The sequence below is a fragment of the Pseudomonas sp. efr-133-TYG-103a genome, assembly GCF_030209235.1.
Classification (GTDB): domain Bacteria; phylum Pseudomonadota; class Gammaproteobacteria; order Pseudomonadales; family Pseudomonadaceae; genus Aquipseudomonas.
Genome location: NZ_JARVSK010000010.1, coordinates 71036 through 90060, shown reverse-complemented (window position 1 = coordinate 90060; position 19025 = coordinate 71036). Strand labels below are relative to the sequence as shown.

Annotated in this window: 16 protein-coding genes; 4 read left to right on the top strand and 12 right to left on the bottom strand. The window is 59.2% G+C overall.

What is annotated here, in order from left to right; all coding sequences use genetic code 11:
• Positions 1 to 81: 81 nt before the first annotated feature.
• From ntrC to glnA, 7 genes are all read right to left on the bottom strand, one after another.
• Positions 82 to 1518, bottom strand: a complete 1437-nt coding sequence (gene ntrC, locus QRN36_RS08200; protein WP_093468118.1) for a nitrogen regulation protein NR(I) — start codon at positions 1516 to 1518, stop codon at positions 82 to 84.
• Complete coding sequence (gene glnL, locus QRN36_RS08195; protein ID WP_093468121.1) at positions 1515 to 2600, bottom strand: nitrogen regulation protein NR(II); 1086 nt, start codon at positions 2598 to 2600, stop codon at positions 1515 to 1517. The genes ntrC and glnL overlap by 4 nt, the downstream gene beginning before the upstream one ends.
• Positions 2601 to 2906: 306 nt before the next feature.
• The gene (locus QRN36_RS08190) at positions 2907 to 3530 is read right to left on the bottom strand and encodes a DUF4124 domain-containing protein (RefSeq protein ID WP_285423583.1); all 624 of its coding nucleotides are present in this window, start codon (positions 3528 to 3530) and stop codon (positions 2907 to 2909) included.
• A 10-nt stretch (positions 3531 to 3540) separates the two neighbouring features.
• Positions 3541 to 4065: a DUF4124 domain-containing protein gene (locus QRN36_RS08185; RefSeq protein WP_285423582.1), complete on the bottom strand. Its 525-nt coding sequence runs from the start codon at positions 4063 to 4065 to the stop codon at positions 3541 to 3543.
• 45 nt (positions 4066 to 4110) lie between these two features.
• Entirely contained in the window at positions 4111 to 4539 is a 429-nt protein-coding gene (locus QRN36_RS08180; protein WP_373568718.1) for a cupin domain-containing protein, read from the bottom strand.
• Positions 4536 to 5087, bottom strand: coding sequence for a gamma subclass chorismate mutase AroQ (gene aroQ, locus QRN36_RS08175; protein WP_285423581.1), 552 nt, complete (start codon positions 5085 to 5087; stop codon positions 4536 to 4538). The genes QRN36_RS08180 and aroQ overlap by 4 nt, the downstream gene beginning before the upstream one ends.
• 216 nt (positions 5088 to 5303) lie before the next feature.
• The gene (glnA, locus tag QRN36_RS08170) at positions 5304 to 6710 is read right to left on the bottom strand and encodes a glutamate--ammonia ligase (RefSeq protein WP_093468136.1); all 1407 of its coding nucleotides are present in this window, start codon (positions 6708 to 6710) and stop codon (positions 5304 to 5306) included.
• A 331-nt stretch (positions 6711 to 7041) separates the two neighbouring features.
• Between glnA and thiI the strand changes: the two genes are divergently transcribed.
• Together thiI and typA are read left to right on the top strand one after the other, a co-directional pair.
• Positions 7042 to 8496: a tRNA uracil 4-sulfurtransferase ThiI gene (gene thiI, locus QRN36_RS08165; RefSeq protein WP_285423580.1), complete on the top strand. Its 1455-nt coding sequence runs from the start codon at positions 7042 to 7044 to the stop codon at positions 8494 to 8496.
• A gap of 139 nt (positions 8497 to 8635) precedes the next feature.
• The gene (typA, locus tag QRN36_RS08160; protein ID WP_093468142.1) at positions 8636 to 10456 is read left to right on the top strand and encodes a translational GTPase TypA; all 1821 of its coding nucleotides are present in this window, start codon (positions 8636 to 8638) and stop codon (positions 10454 to 10456) included.
• A 203-nt stretch (positions 10457 to 10659) separates the two neighbouring features.
• Here the strand turns inward: typA and QRN36_RS08155 are convergent, their stop codons facing one another.
• The 3 genes from QRN36_RS08155 to QRN36_RS08145 all read right to left on the bottom strand — a co-directional run bounded on the left by QRN36_RS08155 (position 10660) and on the right by QRN36_RS08145 (position 14014).
• Positions 10660 to 11115 carry a YkgJ family cysteine cluster protein gene (locus QRN36_RS08155; protein WP_093468145.1) on the bottom strand — a complete coding sequence of 152 codons (456 nt, stop codon included), beginning with the start codon at positions 11113 to 11115 and terminating at the stop codon, positions 10660 to 10662.
• 141 nt (positions 11116 to 11256) lie between these two features.
• Positions 11257 to 12642, bottom strand: coding sequence for a GTPase/DUF3482 domain-containing protein (locus QRN36_RS08150; RefSeq protein WP_285423579.1), 1386 nt, complete (start codon positions 12640 to 12642; stop codon positions 11257 to 11259).
• Complete coding sequence (locus QRN36_RS08145; protein WP_285423578.1) at positions 12635 to 14014, bottom strand: DUF2868 domain-containing protein; 1380 nt, start codon at positions 14012 to 14014, stop codon at positions 12635 to 12637. Before QRN36_RS08145 ends, QRN36_RS08150 begins: the two co-directional genes overlap by 8 nt.
• 103 nt (positions 14015 to 14117) lie before the next feature.
• On the opposite strand from QRN36_RS08145, the gene QRN36_RS08140 reads away from it, so the two are divergent.
• Positions 14118 to 14630 carry a dihydrofolate reductase gene (locus QRN36_RS08140; protein ID WP_285423671.1) on the top strand — a complete coding sequence of 171 codons (513 nt, stop codon included), beginning with the start codon at positions 14118 to 14120 and terminating at the stop codon, positions 14628 to 14630.
• 216 nt (positions 14631 to 14846) lie between these two features.
• On the top strand, positions 14847 to 15902 hold the full coding sequence (locus QRN36_RS08135) for a haloacid dehalogenase-like hydrolase (RefSeq protein ID WP_285423577.1): 1056 nt from the start codon (positions 14847 to 14849) through the stop codon (positions 15900 to 15902).
• 91 nt (positions 15903 to 15993) lie between these two features.
• On the opposite strand, the gene ilvD is transcribed toward QRN36_RS08135, so the two are convergent.
• Together ilvD and QRN36_RS08125 are read right to left on the bottom strand one after the other, a co-directional pair.
• Positions 15994 to 17841: a dihydroxy-acid dehydratase gene (ilvD, locus tag QRN36_RS08130; RefSeq protein ID WP_285423576.1), complete on the bottom strand. Its 1848-nt coding sequence runs from the start codon at positions 17839 to 17841 to the stop codon at positions 15994 to 15996.
• A 272-nt stretch (positions 17842 to 18113) separates the two neighbouring features.
• Positions 18114 to 18575: a transposase gene (locus QRN36_RS08125; RefSeq protein WP_285423575.1), complete on the bottom strand. Its 462-nt coding sequence runs from the start codon at positions 18573 to 18575 to the stop codon at positions 18114 to 18116.
• Positions 18576 to 19025: the final 450 nt, after the last annotated feature.

Here is a 19025-nt window from a genome sequence, read left to right as displayed (position 1 = left end):
GCTCCCTGCCCGTTGCGCATGACACTCAGGGAGCTAATCACTGTTACAAGACGGCGTAAACTGTCACAAATGACAGCACGGTTACGCTTCGTCTCCTTCGTCGTCATCCCCACCATCGATCTTCATGCCCAACTCCTTGATCTTGCGCGTCAAGGTGTTGCGGCCCCAGCCCAGCAGCACTGCCGCGTCGCGGCGACGTCCGGCCGTATGTTTCAGGGCTGTTTCGATCATGATGCGTTCGAAGGTCGGTACCGCGCTGTCCAGCAGGCTGGACTGGCCACGCGCCAGCGCCTGATCGGCCCATTGGCGCAGCGCCTGCTCCCAGTTGGTCACTGGCGCGGCATCTTGCGGCAGGCTGAGCAGCTCTGGCGGCAGGTCGCTGATGTGCACCTCACGGCCTGAAGCCATTACGGTGATCCAGCGGCAGGTGTTTTCCAGCTGACGCACGTTACCCGGCCATGGCAGATGCTTGAGGTATTCCTCGGTCTCGGCCTTCAGCAGCTTCGGTTCGACCGCCAGTTCTTGCGCGGCACGGCTGAGGAAGTGCTTGGCCAGCGTCGGAATGTCCTCGCGGCGGTCAGAGAGACGCGGAATATGGATGCGGATGACGTTGAGGCGGTGGAACAAGTCCTCACGGAATTTGCCGGCCTGAACCAGCGTTTCCAGATTCTGGTGCGTGGCGGCGATGATGCGCACATCGACTTTGACGGGCACATGGCCGCCCACCCGATAAAATTCGCCATCGGCCAGTACGCGCAGCAGGCGCGTCTGGGTATCGGCAGGCATGTCGCCGATTTCGTCGAGGAACAGCGTTCCGCCATCGGCTTGTTCGAAGCGTCCGCGGCGCAGGTTGGCAGCGCCGGTGAACGCGCCCTTTTCGTGACCGAACAACTCGGATTCCATCAAGTCTTTCGGGATCGCCGCCATGTTCAGCGCGATGAAAGGCGAGGCCGAGCGCGGGCTGTGGCGGTGCAGGGCGTGAGCGACCAGCTCTTTACCCGTTCCCGATTCGCCGTTGATGAGCACCGTGATGTTGGAATGGCTCAGACGACCGATGGCGCGAAACACTTCCTGCATGGCCGGCGCTTCACCGATGATCTCCGGCGTCCGGGTCAGGGTCGGCGCGACGTCCATGCCTTGCTGTTCCTGAGCATGCTGGTTGGCGCGCTTGACCAGCGAAACCGCTTCGTCGACGTCAAATGGTTTGGGCAGGTATTCGAAGGCGCCGCCCTGATACGAAGCCACGGCACTGTCGAGGTCCGAGTGTGCAGTCATGATGATGACCGGCAGACGCGGGTGCTGTTCGCGAATGCGCGCCAACAGGTCCAGTCCGCTGGCGCCGGGCATGCGGATGTCGGAGATGATCACGTCCGGTTGCTGACGGGCCAGACGGCTCATCACGCCATCGGCGCTGTCGAAGCTTTGCGTGGTCATGCCTTCCTGTTGCAAGGCCTTTTCCAGTACCCAGCGGATGGAACGGTCGTCGTCGACGATCCAGACAGTTTCACTACGGCTCATGTCGAAGCTGCTCCTTGTTCCAGCGGCAAGAAGATCGAGAATGTTGTGTGGCCAGGATGGCTGTCACACTCGATCAGCCCCTGGTGCTGACTGATGATGTTCTGGGTGATGGCAAGGCCCAGCCCGGTACCGTCCGGGCGGCCGCTGACCATTGGGTAGAAAATGGTTTCCTGAAGTTCCGGCGCGATCCCGGGACCGTTGTCGATGATCTCGATCTTGCTCACCAGACGATGGCGCACGTGGCCGATCGTGAACTGACGCATCGCGCGGGTACGCAGGCTGATGCGGCCAAGGCGAAGCTCATTCTGTCCGCTGATGGCCTGCATGGCGTTGCGCACGATGTTGAGCACCGCCTGGATCATCTGTTCGCGGTCGATCAATACATCCGGGATGCTCGGGTCATAGTCGCGAACCAGCGTGATACAGCCCTGGCTTTCGGCCTCGACGAGGCTGCACACACGCTCCAGCACTTCATGCACGTTGGTCATTGCCAGTGAGGGCAGTTTGTTGGAGCCCAGCATCCGGTCGACGAGATTACGCAGGCGGTCGGCTTCTTCGATGATGACGTTGGTGTAGTCCTTCAGACTCTCTTCCGGCAGCTCGCGCGCCAGTAATTGCGCTGCTCCGCGGATGCCTCCCAGCGGATTCTTGATTTCATGCGCCAGACCACGCACCAGCATCTTGGTGGTTTCCTGCTTGGACAACTGAGCCTCTTCCTTGGTGATGCGCAGCAACCGGTCGCGCGGGTGCACCTCCAGCAGGAGCATGGTTTCGCCCTGCGACAGGATCGGCGTTACGGCGTAGTCGACCGTCAGCGTCTGACCCGTGAGCGCGGTCAGCATGGCTTCACGTTTGGTAAAAGGATGTGCTTGCTCAACCGCCTGTCGCAGAGAGCTGAGTGCTTCAGCCGACTCGGTGAACAGCTCGCTGATGAACTGCCCATGGCTGCGCTGACCACTGATGGCCAACAGCATTTCGGCTGCCGGATTCATGTACTCCAGGCGCAGGTCCGAATTGAGCAGAATCGTGGCAGTGGTCAGGTTATCGAGTAACAGTCGATGCAACGTATCGCTGATAGTCATGAATCTCGTTGACCTCTTTTGGCACATTGCACTGGGGGCCGGGCCCGAAAGTGCAGGCTCTGGTTGGTCTTCGCCAGCGTCGGACGCGACCTTCGGCCGGGTTTTCCCTCGCTTGAAGTCTGGAAAATGCAAAAACCAAACCAAGGCTCCGAAAAGAAGCGCGAATTGAGACATTTCGGGCTTTTTTTGCACCTTGAGCCCAATCAGGGCGCAGGGCAACACGGTGCATGAACCAAAATGGGATCTTTCTCTACGCTTTCGTTCATGTTGTGCACCATCGTGGGGCTGTTGCGCTGCGTATGGCAATCAGAAGAATGGCAGGATGCTGCTTTCTTCCTCGGGCTTATCCTTGATAGGGCATTCCGGGCGCACCCCGAACTCGTCTGGCTTGCACGGGTTGGCAAGGCGTTTCTGCGCAAGGGAAATGCGCATCATGTGGAATGGCTGGTTCGGCGTGCGTTCTACCACGCGGCCGTACTGGTCAACGATTTCGATGGACAGCTGATGCGTGCCTCGGTCTATGTTCGTCAGAGGGAAGACCGGGCTGCGCCCGGTTTCTCCATACGGCTTGCTGTCCACCAGCAAACGATAGGCGTGACCTGGCTGCAGTTCCGGATCATTGCTGACCGTGACGTTCAGGTTGCCCTGGATATCGCGGATCGTGGCATCTGGCTCAGGCGCCAGAATACGCAGCAGCTGATAGTGGAAGATCGGGCCCGGCGTGGCCTTGGCACTTGATGCCCGGGGCGGTTTCCTTATCGTTTGGTCTGGCTGCGATAGGCGGTTGCTCGGCGCAATGTCGACTTTTTTAGCGTTGCGATGGGGTTGGTCAGTGAACACGCGGTTACCTTCACCGTCGATGTACATGTACACCTCTGCAAGCGCCGATTGGCTGAGTGCAAGCAGCAGGCACAGCAGCACGCCGTGCATCCAGCTGCGTTCAAGGCTTGCCGACATGGACTCTCTGCACTGTCAGCGTGACGGTCTGGCTTTGCTGAATCGACTGTTGGTCCTGCAGAACTTGCACTGCAAGACTGTGCTCGCCGCGATCAAGTTGCATCACTTGAATACGAGGAACGTTGGTGGGCTGGCCGTAAGGCTCTCCGTCCACCAGCAGTTGCAGCGCATGGCCGGGTTGCAGGCGGGGCTGAATTGCGACGCCTACCGTGAAGCTCCCATTATTGGCCCGCAGCGCTTCATCCTGCGGCAAGTCCGTCAGTTCCAGCACCTGATACGCCGCCGCACTGGGCTGTTGCTGATTCTGGGGCTGCGGCGCGGACGGCCCTGGAGGGGGTGCGGCGGTATTCACATTGTTAAGCGGCGGCAGTTCGACCGTTTCGGCTTTGGTGCCGTCTGGCGGCTGACTGCTGTAAGCCGTGTTGCCGTTGGCATCGGTGTATTTATAGATCTGCGCAACTGCAGGCAACGCGAGCATCAGCAGCAGAAGGGCGAGGCTTTGACGCATGAACACTCCAATGACAACGACAAGGTCAACGACAGGTAGCTGGACCTACTGTGAAAGCGGCAGCCCCGGGGTGCCAGCATAGAACACTACCAGTTCGACTGCGCTATCTCCCGTCACTCCGCGATGCTGTCTGTCGACGATTTCCGGCAGCACATCGCCTGGTTTGAGCATGATCGACTTGCCGCCGTCCCGTGTTTCGACGCGCAGCTGCCCTGACACCACGTAAGCTGCATTAGGCATCGGGTGTTGATGCCACTTGAGTGAAGTGTTCGCGGGAATGTTGATGCGCATGACGGTCAGCTCCGGCTGACCGGCGGGATAAGCCTGATAAGCACTGCCTTCCCAGGACGTCGTGCTTTTGAGCAACACGCGGGACTCGATGGCTGGGGGGGCTGAGGGAATGGCGCTGCACCCTGCAGACAGCAGGGCCATGGCGATCAATGACGTCCGTTTCATCATTCTGCTGACGCTCATTTGTTCACCACGCACAGTTCGCCCACGGCTCGTATGAGCGCCATGTCCTGAATCGGGTTGAGGGTTTGCTTGTCTCTCGCCCGTGTCACCCACCTGATGCAATCCGGGTCACGCCGGTGCGGCGCGAAGTCGGCGTAGGTTTGCAACAGTCGCGTCTGCAACTGATCGAGCTGCGAGCGGACTGCGCTGATGTCTCCTGGCGCTTTGGGTGTGACGCCCAGTGACTGCCATCGGGCAAGCAATGCATATTGCGCCAGCTTGTTCGCTTCGATCTGGGCAACGAACAGCTCGCGGATTTCTTCACGTTCAAGTGGCGGCTCGCCTTCGCGCTTGGCGTTGGCGATGACGGTGTCTTCGCGGCCGCGGTCGGTCACGGGGAGTTTGTGGTGCAGTTTGAAACGCGCCACGCTCTCGGCGAGATCGAGGCGCTCCCTGATGACCTTGATCAGTGGCTCAAGCGATGGTGGCGCCTCGCTGGCGCTGGCGCTGGCGTGGGGCGTGGTCAGCGCAAGAACGGCGGGTAATAGAAGAGTGATCTCCCTGAGCATGTACAACCTCCTGGTGCTTGGTTTGGCATAGCGCGCAGGTTGCCCGAATAGCGATCCTCAGGTGCGGTACATATGTATTACCTCTCACGTCGTTGATCCGGATAACCTGACTCCTCGCCGAGCAACTGCTCCGGGTTGACTGATCACGTTATCGCGCCCATAAAAAAGGCCTCCCGAAGGAGGCCTCTCTACGCAGTTATCGCTGACGCGACTGGATCAGACGCTGTAGTACAGGTCGTATTCCAGTGGGTGTACGAAGGTGCGAACCTTGATTTCTTCTTCCGATTTCAGAGCGATGTAAGCGTCGATGAAGTCGTCGCTGAATACGCCGCCCTTGGTCAGGAATGCACGGCCTTTGTCCAGCTCTTCCAGAGCTTCTTTCAGGCTGCCGCAAACTTGCGGGATCTCTGCAGCTTCTTCAGGCGGCAGGTCGTACAGGTTTTTGTCAGCGGCATCGCCAGGGTGGATCTTGTTCTGGATACCGTCCAGGCCAGCCATCAGCAGAGCCGAGAATGCCAGGTACGGGTTGGCAGCCGGATCCGGGAAGCGAGCTTCGATACGACGGCCTTTAGGGCTGGAAACGTATGGAATACGGATCGATGCAGAGCGGTTACGGGCCGAGTAAGCCAGCATCACTGGCGCTTCGAAACCTGGGACCAGACGCTTGTAGGAGTTGGTCGACGGGTTGGTGAAGCCGTTCAGAGCCTTACCGTGCTTGATGATACCGCCGATGAAGTACAGAGCGGTGTCGGACAGACCGGCATAGCCTTCGCCAGCGAAGGTGTTCTTGCCTTCTTTGGAGATGGACATGTGTACGTGCATACCCGAGCCGTTGTCGCCGTACAGAGGCTTAGGCATGAAGGTAGCGGTGCGGCCGTAAGCGTCAGCGACGTTGTGGACGACGTACTTCAGGGTCTGGGTTTCGTCAGCTTTCTTCACCAGGGTGTTGAACTTGACGCCGATTTCGTTCTGGCCGGCAGTTGCCACTTCGTGGTGGTGAACTTCGACGGTCAGGCCCATTTCTTCCAGGGCGTTGCACATTGCAGTGCGGATTTCGTGGTCGTGGTCGACCGGAGGCACTGGGAAGTAGCCGCCTTTGACGCCTGGACGGTGGCCTTTGTTGCCGCCATCGACGTCCTGATCGGTCATCCAGGAAGCTTGTTCGGAGAAGATCTTGAACATCGAACCCGAGATGTCGGATTTGAATTTTACTTCGTCGAAGATGAAGAATTCTGGCTCTGGACCGACGAATACGGTGTCACCGATACCGGTGGACTTCAGGTATTCCTCAGCGCGGTGAGCGATGGCGCGTGGGTCGCGGTCGTAACCTTGCATGGTCGAAGGTTCGATGATGTCGCAAACCAGGATCAGCGTAGGCTCTTCGGTGAACGGATCCAGAACGGCGGTTTCGTCGTCCGGCAGCAGGATCATGTCGGAAGCTTCGATGCCTTTCCAGCCAGCGATGGAGGAGCCGTCGAACATTTTGCCGACTTCGAAGAAATCGTCATCCAGAGCATCACGCGCTGGCATGGTGACGTGCTGCTGCTTGCCTTTGGTGTCAGTGAAGCGCAGATCAATCCACTTAACGTCATGATCTTTGATGAGTTGAACCGACTTCGACATGTTGTCCTCCGGGGTGGATTAGGGCCTGATAGTTGTTAGCCCTTAAATATGGGTGATGCCGGGCGCGATAGTCGGCCAAGGCAACCTGCCTCACAAGGGAGCAATTTGCATGCCAGTGCCCCGTGTTGGGATTTCTTCGGAAAACCCCGTTATTTCCGGCGTTAAACGTCGCAATTGTGAAAACGGGCGCACCTTGTTGGTGCTCGATAATTGTATACAGTCCCATTTTGGTGCGCTGATGATCGGCTGTACGATAACTGGTTAAACCTTGAGCAATTTCCGCTATAATCCGCGCCCCCCTTTTTCGACCGGCACCTCGCGCGCTGTTTTCATGAAATTAATCGTCAAAGTTTTCCCTGAAATCACTATCAAAAGCCGGCCTGTGCGCAAGCGCTTCATCAAACAGCTGGCAAAGAACATCCGTACGGTGCTCCGCGATCTGGACCCGGCGTTGGTGGTGGATGGCGTGTGGGACAACCTCGAGGTCGAAACCAGGGTCGAGGATCCCAAGGTTCTGCACGAAATGACCGAGCGGCTGAGCTGCATGCCCGGCATCGCGCACTTCCTGCAGGTCGATCAGTACCCGCTGGGCGACATGGACGACATCTACGAGAAGTGCAAACTGCATTTCGGTGACGCTCTGCCAGGTAAGATTTTTTCCGTGCGCTGCAAGCGCGCCGGTCACCACGACTTCAGCTCCATGGACGTCGAGAAATACGTCGGCAGCAAGCTGCGTCGTGAGTGCAACGCTGCCGGTATTTCGCTCAAGGCGCCGGAGGTCGAGGTCCGGATCGAGATCCGCGATCAGCGTCTGTTCGTGATTCACAGCCAGCACGACAGCATCGGTGGTTACCCGTTGGGTTCGCTTGAGCAGACTCTGGTGCTGATGTCGGGTGGTTTTGATTCGACCGTGGCCGCTTACCAGATCATGCGCCGCGGTCTGATGAGCCATTTCTGCTTCTTCAACCTGGGCGGAAGGGCGCATGAACTGGGCGTGATGGAAGTTGCGCACTTCCTCTGGAAGAAGTACGGCAGCTCACAGCGCGTGCTGTTCGTCAGCGTGCCGTTCGAGGAGGTTCTGGGAGAAATTCTCGGAAAAGTCGATAACAGTCATATGGGCGTAGTATTGAAGCGTATGATGTTGCGCGCTGCGACCAATATTGCAGACAGGCTGGAGATCGATGCCCTGGTGACAGGTGAAGCGATTTCCCAGGTGTCCAGCCAGACGCTGCCCAACCTGTCGGTCATCGATTGCGTGACAGAGAAGCTGGTGTTGCGCCCGCTGATCGCCAGTCACAAGCAGGACATCATCGATCAGGCCGATCAGATCGGTACCGGCGATTTTGCCCGGCACATGCCCGAATACTGCGGTGTCATCTCGGTCAACCCAAAGACCGCGGCCAAACGCCATCGCGTGGAGCATGAAGAAAAAGAGTTCGACATGGCCGTGCTCGAGCGCGCGCTCGAAAACGCCCGCCTCGTTCCTATCGATCGCGTGATCGAGGAGCTGGGTCAGGACGTTCAGGTCGAAGAAGTCAGTCAGGCGCTGGCCGGGCAAGTGGTCATCGACATCCGTCACCCGGATGAAGCGCAGGACCACCCGCTGGAACTGACTGGCATCGAAGTACAAACGCTGCCGTTCTTTGCATTGAACAGCCGTTTCAAGGAGCTGGATGACACGCGCCAGTACCTGCTTTATTGCGACAAAGGCGTCATGAGTCGCCTGCATGCTCATCATTTGCTCAGTGAGGGGCATGCCAATGTGCGCGTTTATCGACCGAGCTAAGTGCCCGGGGCTGTTTGCCTGTGGCTTGCGTCACCGGCCCCCCGACACCAGTCGTCAGCCGTAACGGCTTTAGCCGACTCTACCGTTCATAGCTGCCTATTATTGGTAGCTGACCGAATCCTCTGATCGAGACACACAAGTGATCGAAAATCTACGTAACATCGCCATCATTGCTCACGTTGACCACGGTAAAACCACCCTCGTCGACAAGCTTCTGCGCCAGTCCGGCACCCTTGAGCGTAACGAGCTCAACGACGAGCGCGTGATGGACTCCAACGACCAGGAGAAAGAGCGCGGTATTACCATTCTCGCGAAGAACACCGCGATCAACTGGAATGGCTACCACATCAACATCGTCGACACCCCGGGCCACGCCGACTTCGGTGGTGAAGTAGAGCGCGTGATGTCGATGGTTGACTCCGTTCTGCTGCTGGTCGACGCTCAAGACGGCCCTATGCCGCAAACCCGTTTCGTGACCAAGAAGGCTTTCGAAGCCGGCCTGCGTCCAATCGTGGTCATCAACAAGGTTGACCGTCCGGGCGCGCGTCCTGACTGGGTTCTGGACCAGATCTTCGACCTGTTCGACAACCTGGGCGCCACTGAAGAACAGCTGGATTTCCAAGTCGTCTACGCCTCGGCGATCAACGGCATCGCCGGTCTGGATCACACCGACATGGCCGAAGACATGACCCCGCTGTACCAAGCGGTCGTCGACCACGTTCCTGCGCCGAAAGTTGACCGTGACGGTCCTTTCCAGATGCAAATCTCGGCTCTGGACTACAACAGCTTCCTGGGCGTTATCGGTGTTGGCCGTATCGCTCGCGGTCGCGTCAAGCCGAACACCCCGGTTGTGGCGATCAGCGCTGACGGCAAGCGTCGCAACGGTCGTATCCTCAAGCTGATGGGTCACCACGGTCTGCACCGCATCGACGTCGAAGAAGCAGCTGCCGGCGACATCGTCTGCATCAGCGGCTTCGAAGAGCTGTTCATCTCCGACACCCTGTGCGACCCGACCGTTGTAGAAGCGATGAAGCCGCTGACCGTTGACGAGCCGACCGTTTCCATGACCTTCCAGGTAAACGACTCGCCATTCTGCGGTAAAGAAGGCAAGTTCGTGACGTCCCGTAACATCAAGGACCGTCTGGACAAAGAGCTGCTGTACAACGTTGCACTGCGCGTTGAAGAAGGCGACTCGGCTGACAAGTTCAAGGTTTCCGGCCGTGGTGAGCTGCACCTGTCGGTACTGATCGAAACCATGCGTCGCGAAGGTTTCGAGCTGGCCCTGGGCCGTCCTGAAGTGATCATCCGTGAAGTTGACGGCGTCAAGCAGGAACCGTACGAAAACGTGACCATCGACATCCCTGAAGAATCGCAGGGCAAGGTCATGGAAGAAATGGGTCTGCGTAAAGGCGACCTGAGCAACATGGTGCCGGATGGCAAGGGCCGTGTTCGTCTGGAATACAACATCCCTGCTCGCGGTCTGATCGGTTTCCGTAACCAGTTCCTGACCCTGACCAACGGTGCTGGCATCCTGACCTCGATCTTCGATCGCTACGACACCGTCAAGTCGGGCCACATGTCCGGCCGTCAGAACGGCGTGCTGGTATCGGTCGAAACCGGTAAGGCACTGACCTACTCGCTGGAAACCCTGCAGGCACGTGGCAAGCTGTTCGTTGAACACGGTCAGGAAATCTACAACGGCCAGATCGTTGGTCAGAACAGCCGTGACAACGACCTGGGCGTCAACCCTACCAAGGGCAAGAAGCTCGACAACATGCGTGCTTCGGGTAAAGACGAAACCATCGCGCTGGTCCCACCTGTTCGCTTCACGCTGGAACAGGCTCTGGAATACATCCAGGAAGACGAGCTGTGCGAAGTCACGCCTAAGTCGATCCGTCTTCGCAAGAAGATCCTCGACGAAAGCGAGCGTACCCGCGCTGCCAAGAAAGCCAAGGCGTAACTAGCCCCGGCTGAACGAAAACGCCCCCGGTCGAAAGGCCGGGGGCGTTTTTGTTTGTGCGGGATTTGGTCTGGTTCGGGGGGCAGCAGATACCAACGGCGCTCGAACTGGTCTCTTCTCGGCTAAAACCAGTCCTGCGCTGCGCCGCGTCGTCAGTAGGGCCAGCTTAAGGCGGGAAGGCGAACGCGATTGCTGTATAAGTTTTAGAACTTCAACGGTACCCGGCCAGAGTTCGAATTCAATGTGCCGCTTTTCTCGCGCACGACCTCTTTTGGCTTGTATGCGCAATAGCCCGGCCGTGGACCGATCTTTGGATGATTACGGCAGGTGTCCGGGCGCTTGTCGTAGATCGTGCACAGTCGGCTTTTGCGATCCAGATAGAGGCAGTCGTTATTGCTCATCCGCTGAAGCGTGAAAATCCCGGACTTCTGATTGAAGCGCTCGACAATGCCTTCCTTCTGCAAGCGCTTGGCAATGTTCTTCGGGTTGTCGCCCATTTCGAATTCGTCGACGACGCCGATACGTATCAGGTCCTTGATCTTCGCTTCCACCGGCAACGTGCAGCAGCTGGAAATGCAGCCTCCGCACATGTGGCTGGAGTATTTCTGCCAGGTCTCGAGGCGGTCGATTTCTGCAGCGGCGATCAAGGTGGGTTTCATGGCGTTGTGCTTCCGGGTGTATCGGGCGCGCGATCATACCGAGCCGCGCGCATTTCCCCTATCGCAAAATGATCGACGCGACTGTCGGCAGGATATTGAAGGCGGCGTGAGCTTGCGCATGCTTCAAAGCTCCACAGCTTTTCACGTGCGAATGATGACCTCGGCCAATCGCTCGATCTGTTCCTGCCGCTCTGCCTGATTGAGCTTGGCGTGTGGATTCAGCGAAGACCACTGCGGATGTGCCCGGGCTTTGCGCAGCGCGTCCGGCAGCTTGCCTTCGCGCCAGTTCTTGTCCTGTGGGGCATCAAGCTTGATGCTGTCCATCGCCGCATGACCCCTTGCCTCCAGCGCACTCAGCAATTGTCGCTGGCGTAGCGCGAGAAGTCGCAGCACGGCATCGTCCACGGTCAGTTCGCGTTGGCCTTTGATCTTGCCCAGCAGACGCCCGCCGTAACTGCGCGCTGTCTGCAATGCGCCGCCGGCAATCGCACCCACCAGCGCCGCAGCGCCAAGGGTGATTCCGCCCACCAGCAGATCCACGCCAGCGCCCGCGGCGGCGCCGGCAGCGATGCCGCCGCCCACCCTGACACCCAATAATTTAAGCGTTTCCGGGTTGAACAAGTCATCGCCCCAGCGACCATCGAGCAACGGCAGGTCACTGGCAGAGGCGTCGTCACGGCGGAACGCATAGAGCGTCAACAGCGCCTCGACGCAGCGTTGTTCACGCTTGCGCACCGCTGCGCGCAGGTCCTGGATCGCCGCCTGCATAGGCTCAGAAGTCGTCGCAACGCTACGACGACACGCTGCACAGTCGACCAGCAATTCCGAAATCAGTCTCGCTGCACTCTGACGGCGAACCTGACGCTGTGCTTGCTGGTCAGTGATCAAGCGCTCAAGGCGTGGGCGTGAGTCCTCCAGCAGCAGTGCCAGGCTTTCGTAAAGTCGCCGCTCGCCGTCCTCGGGCGGGGCGACGCTGTCGAAACGCACCAGCGCATGCAGCCCAAGGCGCGCCAACGCTTCGCGCCAGTCAGGCTCGCGCTGCTGAGGACTGCTGACAAAATTGAGCACGGGCAGCAACGGTTTGCCGCAACTGGCAAGCACCGCCAGTTCATCGCGGTATTTGGCCAGCACCGGCTCACGGGCGTCGATCACGTAAAGGCCGGCATCCGACGCCAGCAACTGGCGTAGCACCTTGGCTTCCTGTTCGAACCGCTGCCGCGCTTCGCTGCCTTCCAGAAAGCGGGTCAGTCGCGCCGGCCCGTCAAGCCGTTCGCCCGGCCGGTCGAGTCGTTCCAGATAGTCGAGCAACGCGATCGCATCTTCCAGGCCGGGCGTGTCGTACAGCTCCAGCAACGCCTCGCCGTCCACCGATAATCGCGCCCCTTCTACATGGCGGGTCGTGCTGGGGCGATGTGACACCTCGCCAAATCCGACATCGCGCGTCAGGGTGCGAAGCAGAGACGTTTTGCCGACGTTGGTGTGGCCGACCACCGCCAGCTTCAGCGCGCGGGTTGCGGTCTCAGTCATGTCCTTTCTCCAGCCAGGTCAGGGGCGAGCCTTGCGTCCAGTTCAGCTCCAGCTGATGCAGCGCGGCGTGCCAGTCGCCCAGGCGATCCGCATCGAGTGCCTGGCCGGAGGGCGCTGGCAGCAGCCAGATGCGTGTGTCTGCGGCGCAGCGTGCGAGCTCCGCGATCAGGGCCAGACTGCCACGGTCAGGCGAGCGTCGAGGGTCGCAAGCAACCACCAGTCGTGCAGGAGGGTATCGAGTCAGCTGATCCAGCAGCTTGCGTCGTGATTCGCGGCTGTCGAGTATGCCTGCGTCCGTCACACCTTCGGGCAGCGCGGGCGGCCAAGGGTGTTGGTCGTCCAGTTCGATGGCCACGACCAATGCGCCCTCGCTTTCGCTGGCGCGAGGGCCGGGCTGCACCGAATGGAGCTGCGCCGGTGCGGCATCGTTGATGCCCAACCGTTCGCTGCTGGGCATCAGGCGTGCTCGCAGCTCGGCGAAACCGGGCTGACTCAAATCCAGATCCAGTGCCTGGCGTCCTGCTCGCCAACGTCCGTAGCAAAAGAGCGTCAGCAAAAGGCGTGGCGCGATCCCGTACACCACCAGCACGCCCACCAACCAGGCGGCCCACACTTGTCGCGCATTTTCGATGACCAGCGCCCCTTCGCCGCTGGCTCGCACCATCGACTCGCTGGGCACGTCGAATCCTAGCCACGAGGGCAGCGCGCCCAGGCTTTGGGTCAGGCCGACAAACGTGTCACTGCCCAGAATGGTCGTCTCCCAGACAAATCCGTATCGTCGCGTCGCCATGAGTAAGAGCAGCAGAGTGAGGGCGCTGAGTAATGCAATCAGCCACAGGCCGTTGACGCACGTGCCCAATAACCAGCGGTTCAGGCGCTTGCGCTGTAACAACAGGACCAGCGCGGGAGCCAGTTGTGCAGCCTGAGCGTCACGGGCGAGCTTCTCGCTCAGCCATAGCCACAAGCGGCCCAGACTGGCAGCGCTTTCGCCTGCGAACATCAGGCCCAGCACCCAACTGATCAACAGAATCAGGTTGAGGCCCAGCAGGCTGCCCAAGGCCCAGAACACATTGACCGGCGTTTGTCCGTCGCCCAGCGCAGCAAAGGCCAGCCCGGCGCCACTGATTACGGCCAGGATCGTTAACAGGATCAGGCCCAGCCGTGCTCCCTGTTTCCAGTGACTTAAAGCGGCGATCATGCCGTCACGCTCGGCCAGCCACAAGGCACGGTGTTTGACGCGGGTCAGCAAGTCGCCCGTGGTGTTGCGGGCACGGCGGCAGGCTTCGTCATCCTCAAGCGGACCTGCGTGTTGTTCACGCAAGCGCACGGCTTCGGTCAGCCACAGTTCATCGAGTGGGGTCAGTGCGGTCACGCGGCGTCTCGTTGGTGAGTTCAGGTGGGAGCATAACTGGTGTGACCGCTATCGCGCGCTTCCGTGCATGCGTGTGTGCATGTGTGCTGTTATTCTCGCCGACATGAAAAATCATCTCCCCCTCAGCCTGATTGCCGCTCTCGGTGAAAACCGCGTCATCGGCATCGACAATTCCATGCCTTGGCATCTGCCGGGCGATTTCAAATACTTCAAGGCGACGACGCTGGGCAAGCCGATCATCATGGGTCGCAAGACCTGGGATTCGCTGGGCCGTCCGCTGCCGGGCCGCCTGAACATCGTGGTGACTCGCCAGGCCGATCTCACGCTTGAAGGTGCCGAGGTGTTCACCTCACTGGATGCGGCTGTCGCGCGCGCAGAACAATGGGCGATTGAGCAGAACGTCGATGAAGTCATGCTGATCGGTGGCGCGCAGCTGTACGCCCAAAGCCTGGCGCAGGCCAATCGTCTGTACCTCACTCGCGTCGCGCTGAGTCCTGATGGTGACGCCTGGTTTCCCGAGTTTGATCCGACTGATTGGAAACTGGTTTCCGACACGCCGAACCCCGCACTGGATGGCAAGCCTGCCTACCACTTTGAGGTGTGGGAGCGGATCTGATATCGAATCGTCTGGACACGGCCCAGAGCGGCCGATTCCTGCAGGCGACGGCGCAACGGGTGTTCCCGCTGTCACAAACATGTCGTTTTTATGTCATCTGTCGCGAACGGTTTTCAACATGACGTCATCAGAACGCACACAGTCGCTGACGCATTAAAACAGCAACAGCTTTTTGTTACGGTCCAGCCTCGAACTGAAACAGGGGAGGACACCGTAATGAAGCTCGCACCGAAATTGTTGGCCGCTGCGCTCTGTCTGGGGCTTGCCGCTCAGGCGTATTCGACGGAGCTCACGCACTGGCCGGAGCCTGCCGCCAAGCAGTTGAACGCCATGATCGCGGCGAATGCCAATAAAGGTAATTTCGCGGTTTTCGACATGGATAACACCAGCTACCGCAACGATCTGGAAGAATCGCTGCTGCCTTTCATGGAAAACAAAGGGCTGATCACCCGCGACAAGCTCGACCCCTCCCTTAAGCTCATCCCGTTCAAAGACACGGCGGACCAGAAGGAAAGCCTGTTCAGTTATTACTATCGCCTCTGCGAAGTCGACGACATGGTCTGTTACCCATGGGTTGCGCAGGTGTTTTCCGGTTTCACCCTCAAGGAACTCAAGGGCTACGTCGACGAGCTGATGGCTTCAGGCAAGCCGGTGCCGAGTACGTACTACGAGGGTGACGTGGTCAAGACCATCGAAGTCCAGCCGCCCAAGGTGTTCACCGGTCAGGCGGAGCTGTTCAACAAATTGATGGAGAACGGCATCGAGGTTTACGTGATGACCGCGGCGTCCGAAGAACTGGTGCGCATGGTGGCCGCCGATCCCAAATATGGCTACAACGTCAAACCGCAGAACGTCATTGGCGTGACCACGTTGCTGAAAAATCGCGAAACCGGCGAGCTCACCACCGCGCGCAAGCAGATCACCGCAGGCAAATACGACGAGAAAGCCAACCTTGGCCTCGAACTGACGCCCTATCTGTGGACTCCGGCGACCTGGATGGCCGGCAAGCAGGCGGCGATCCTGACCTATATCGATCAGTGGAAAAAACCGGTTCTGGTGGGTGGCGACACGCCGACGAGCGATGGTTACATGCTGTTTCACAGCGTCGACGTCAACAAAGGCGGGATTCATCTGTGGGTGAACCGCAAAGACAAATACATGACCCAACTCAACGGCATGATCAAATCCAACGCCGACGCTCAGGCCAAAGAGGGCTTGCCAGTGACGGCCGACAAGAACTGGGTGATCGTCAAGCCCGACCAAATCCAGTAAAGACTTTCGCGGGAGCGTGCTGATACGCGGTGGAAAAAAAGCCCGGCATCGCTGCCGGGCTTCTTTTTGGTTCGCTGCGCGCTAAGGCCAGTTACGGCACCAGCTTGTCCAGCATCGCCTTGTCTCGTACCGCGCCTTTGTCGGCACTGGTCGCCAGCAGGGCATAAGCCTTCAGCGCCGTGGTCACCTTGCGCGGACGGGTTTCGACAGGCCGCCAGCCTTTCTTGTCCTGTTCTGCACGCCGCTCGGCCATCTCCGCATCGTCGATCAACAGGTTGATCGAACGGTTCGGGATGTCGATCAGTACTTTATCGCCGTCGCGCACCAGACCGATCGCGCCACCGGCAGCGGCTTCAGGCGAAGCGTGGCCGATGGACAGGCCCGAAGTGCCGCCCGAAAAACGGCCGTCAGTCAGCAAGGCGCAGGCTTTGCCCAGACCTTTGGATTTCAGGTACGAGGTCGGGTAGAGCATTTCCTGCATGCCCGGACCGCCTTTCGGACCTTCGTAACGAATGATCACGATATCGCCGGCCTTCACTTCGTCAGCGAGAATGCCGCGCACCGCGCTGTCCTGGCTTTCGAAGATCTTCGCGTTGCCTTCGAACACGTGGATCGACTCGTCGACGCCTGCGGTTTTCACAACGCAACCGTCCTGCGCGATATTGCCGTACAGCACGGCCAGGCCGCCTTCTTGCGAATAGGCGTGCTTGACGCTGCGGATGCAGCCGTTATCGCGGTCGTCATCCAGCGTCTCCCAACGGGTCGACTGACTGAATGCGGTTTGCGTCGGGATGCCGGCCGGGCCTGCCTTGAAGAAGGTATGCACCGCTTCGTCGTCAGTCTGCGTGATGTCCCACTTGGCGATCGCCTCTTCCATGGAGCGAGCGTGCACCGTCGGCAGGTCGGTGTGCAGCAGGCCGCCGCGCGCCAGTTCGCCGAGAATGCTGAAGATGCCGCCCGCGCGATGGACGTCTTCCATGTGGTACTTCTGGATGTTCGGCGCGACTTTGCACAGTTGCGGCACTTTGCGCGACAGACGGTCGATGTCGCGCAGGTCGAACGCGATTTCGGCTTCCTGGGCCGCTGCCAGCAGGTGCAGGATGGTGTTGGTCGAGCCACCCATCGCAATGTCGAGGGTCATCGCGTTCTCGAACGCTTTGAAATTGGCGATATTGCGCGGCAGAACCGAGTCGTCGTTGTCGCGGTAGTAGGTTTTGCACAGCTCGACGATGGTACGGCCAGCCTGCAGGAACAGTTGCTCGCGGTCGGAGTGGGTGGCCAGCGTCGAACCGTTGCCAGGCAAAGCAAGGCCCAGGGCTTCGGTCAGGCAGTTCATGGAGTTGGCCGTGAACATCCCGGAGCACGAACCGCAGGTCGGGCAGGCACTGCGCTCATACTCGGCGACTTTCTCATCGGAGGCCGAGGAGTCTGCCGCGATGACCATCGCGTCAACCAGATCCAGGCCGTGGCTGGCGAGCTTTGTCTTGCCGGCTTCCATCGGACCACCGGAAACGAAGATCACCGGGATGTTCAGGCGCAGTGCAGCCATCAACATGCCGGGGGTGATCTTGTCGCAGTTGGAGATGCACACGATCGCGTCGGCACAGTGAGCGTTGACCATGTATTCGACCGAATCGGCAATGATCTCGCGGCTTGGCAGCGAGTACAGCATGCCGTCGTGACCCATGGCGATGCCGTCGTCCACGGCGATGGTGTTGAATTCCTTGGCAACGCCGCCTGCCTTTTCAATCTCGCGGGCAACCAGTTGCCCCAGATCCTTGAGGTGCACGTGGCCTGGCACGAACTGGGTGAACGAGTTGGCGATGGCGATGATCGGCTTTTTGAAATCTTCGTCCTTCATGCCCGTGGCGCGCCACAAGGCGCGTGCACCGGCCATGTTGCGGCCGTGGGTGGACGTTTTCGAACGGTAATCAGGCATTGGAGCACTCCGGCTAATCGGCTAATAAGGAAGGGAGTGAGCTTCTAGTGACGTCGTTTGCAAAAGGCAGTGACCGGATGCAGCGAAGAAACCGAACGACACGGGATCACCGTACGCTCAGCCTGAGCTCATAAACCCGCCGGGGGATGACTGGCGATGAATAGCGCTGATTCTACACCTGTGGGGGCGGGAGGGAATGGGCAAGCGACCTTGTAACGTACGCAGAGCCCTGTAGGAGCGTGGCTTGTCCCGCGATGGATCGAGAGACTGCCTCAGATCCAGATAGCATCCCACAGAGGGTAGTCATGCACCCGCCTGGCTAGCCCTGCCCTGACTGGATTCATGACAATGTAGCGCGCAATCGCCTGCAGATCCTCCTCTCGTCGAACTGCTCGGTCGTGATAACCCTTTTGCCAGAGGCGGTGATTGCTTCCGGCTGCGTTGTTGAACGCCCGCACCGTTCGCGATTTTGTTTTACACATCAGAACCGCGAGATGGACATTCTGGAGCTCGACCAACCAATGGAAATGATCTGGCATGACCACCCATGCTAATGATCTTGCCGCCCCTTCTTCTTCTGCCTGGCGAAAAGCATCCACGAGCAGCCGCCCCATCCGCCAGTCGCCAAAAAACGGTGAGCGATCTCGCGTGACGCTCGTTAGAAGATAAATACGTCCGGATTCGGAGTAACGCCCCAAGCGGAGACGATTTCCTCCGGGTGACATCTCAGACATTCCGTCGCCTCGTCAATCAACGTTGAGGATAACGTTAGCGGTCAGGAATAGATGGGCTCGCGAAATTGTGTTTCAGAAAGCGCGACTTGCAGGAGCGTGGCTTGTCTCTGGGCCGCATCCGGACGATCTGCCGGGAACCAGAAGTGCAACCAGCCATTGCGGTATGTCAGGAAGCATGTATTCGCTGGATTTGCTGTTGCTGCGCAACAGATCGTCCGGATGCGGCCCAGAGACAAGCCACGCTCCTACCGGGCGGTCTATTAGGGCGGGCAAGTGGCTCTGAAAAAGCATCGCGAGCAAGCTCACTCCTACAGGTTGTCCGTAATGGTTGTAGGAATGAGTTGATTCGATGCTATCCGGTCTGGCTGGTCTGGAAGGGTTCTAGAGATGTGGGGCAGGGCATTCAAATTCCTTTAAAAGCATGCCTGCCTGCGATGGCGTCCTTCCAGA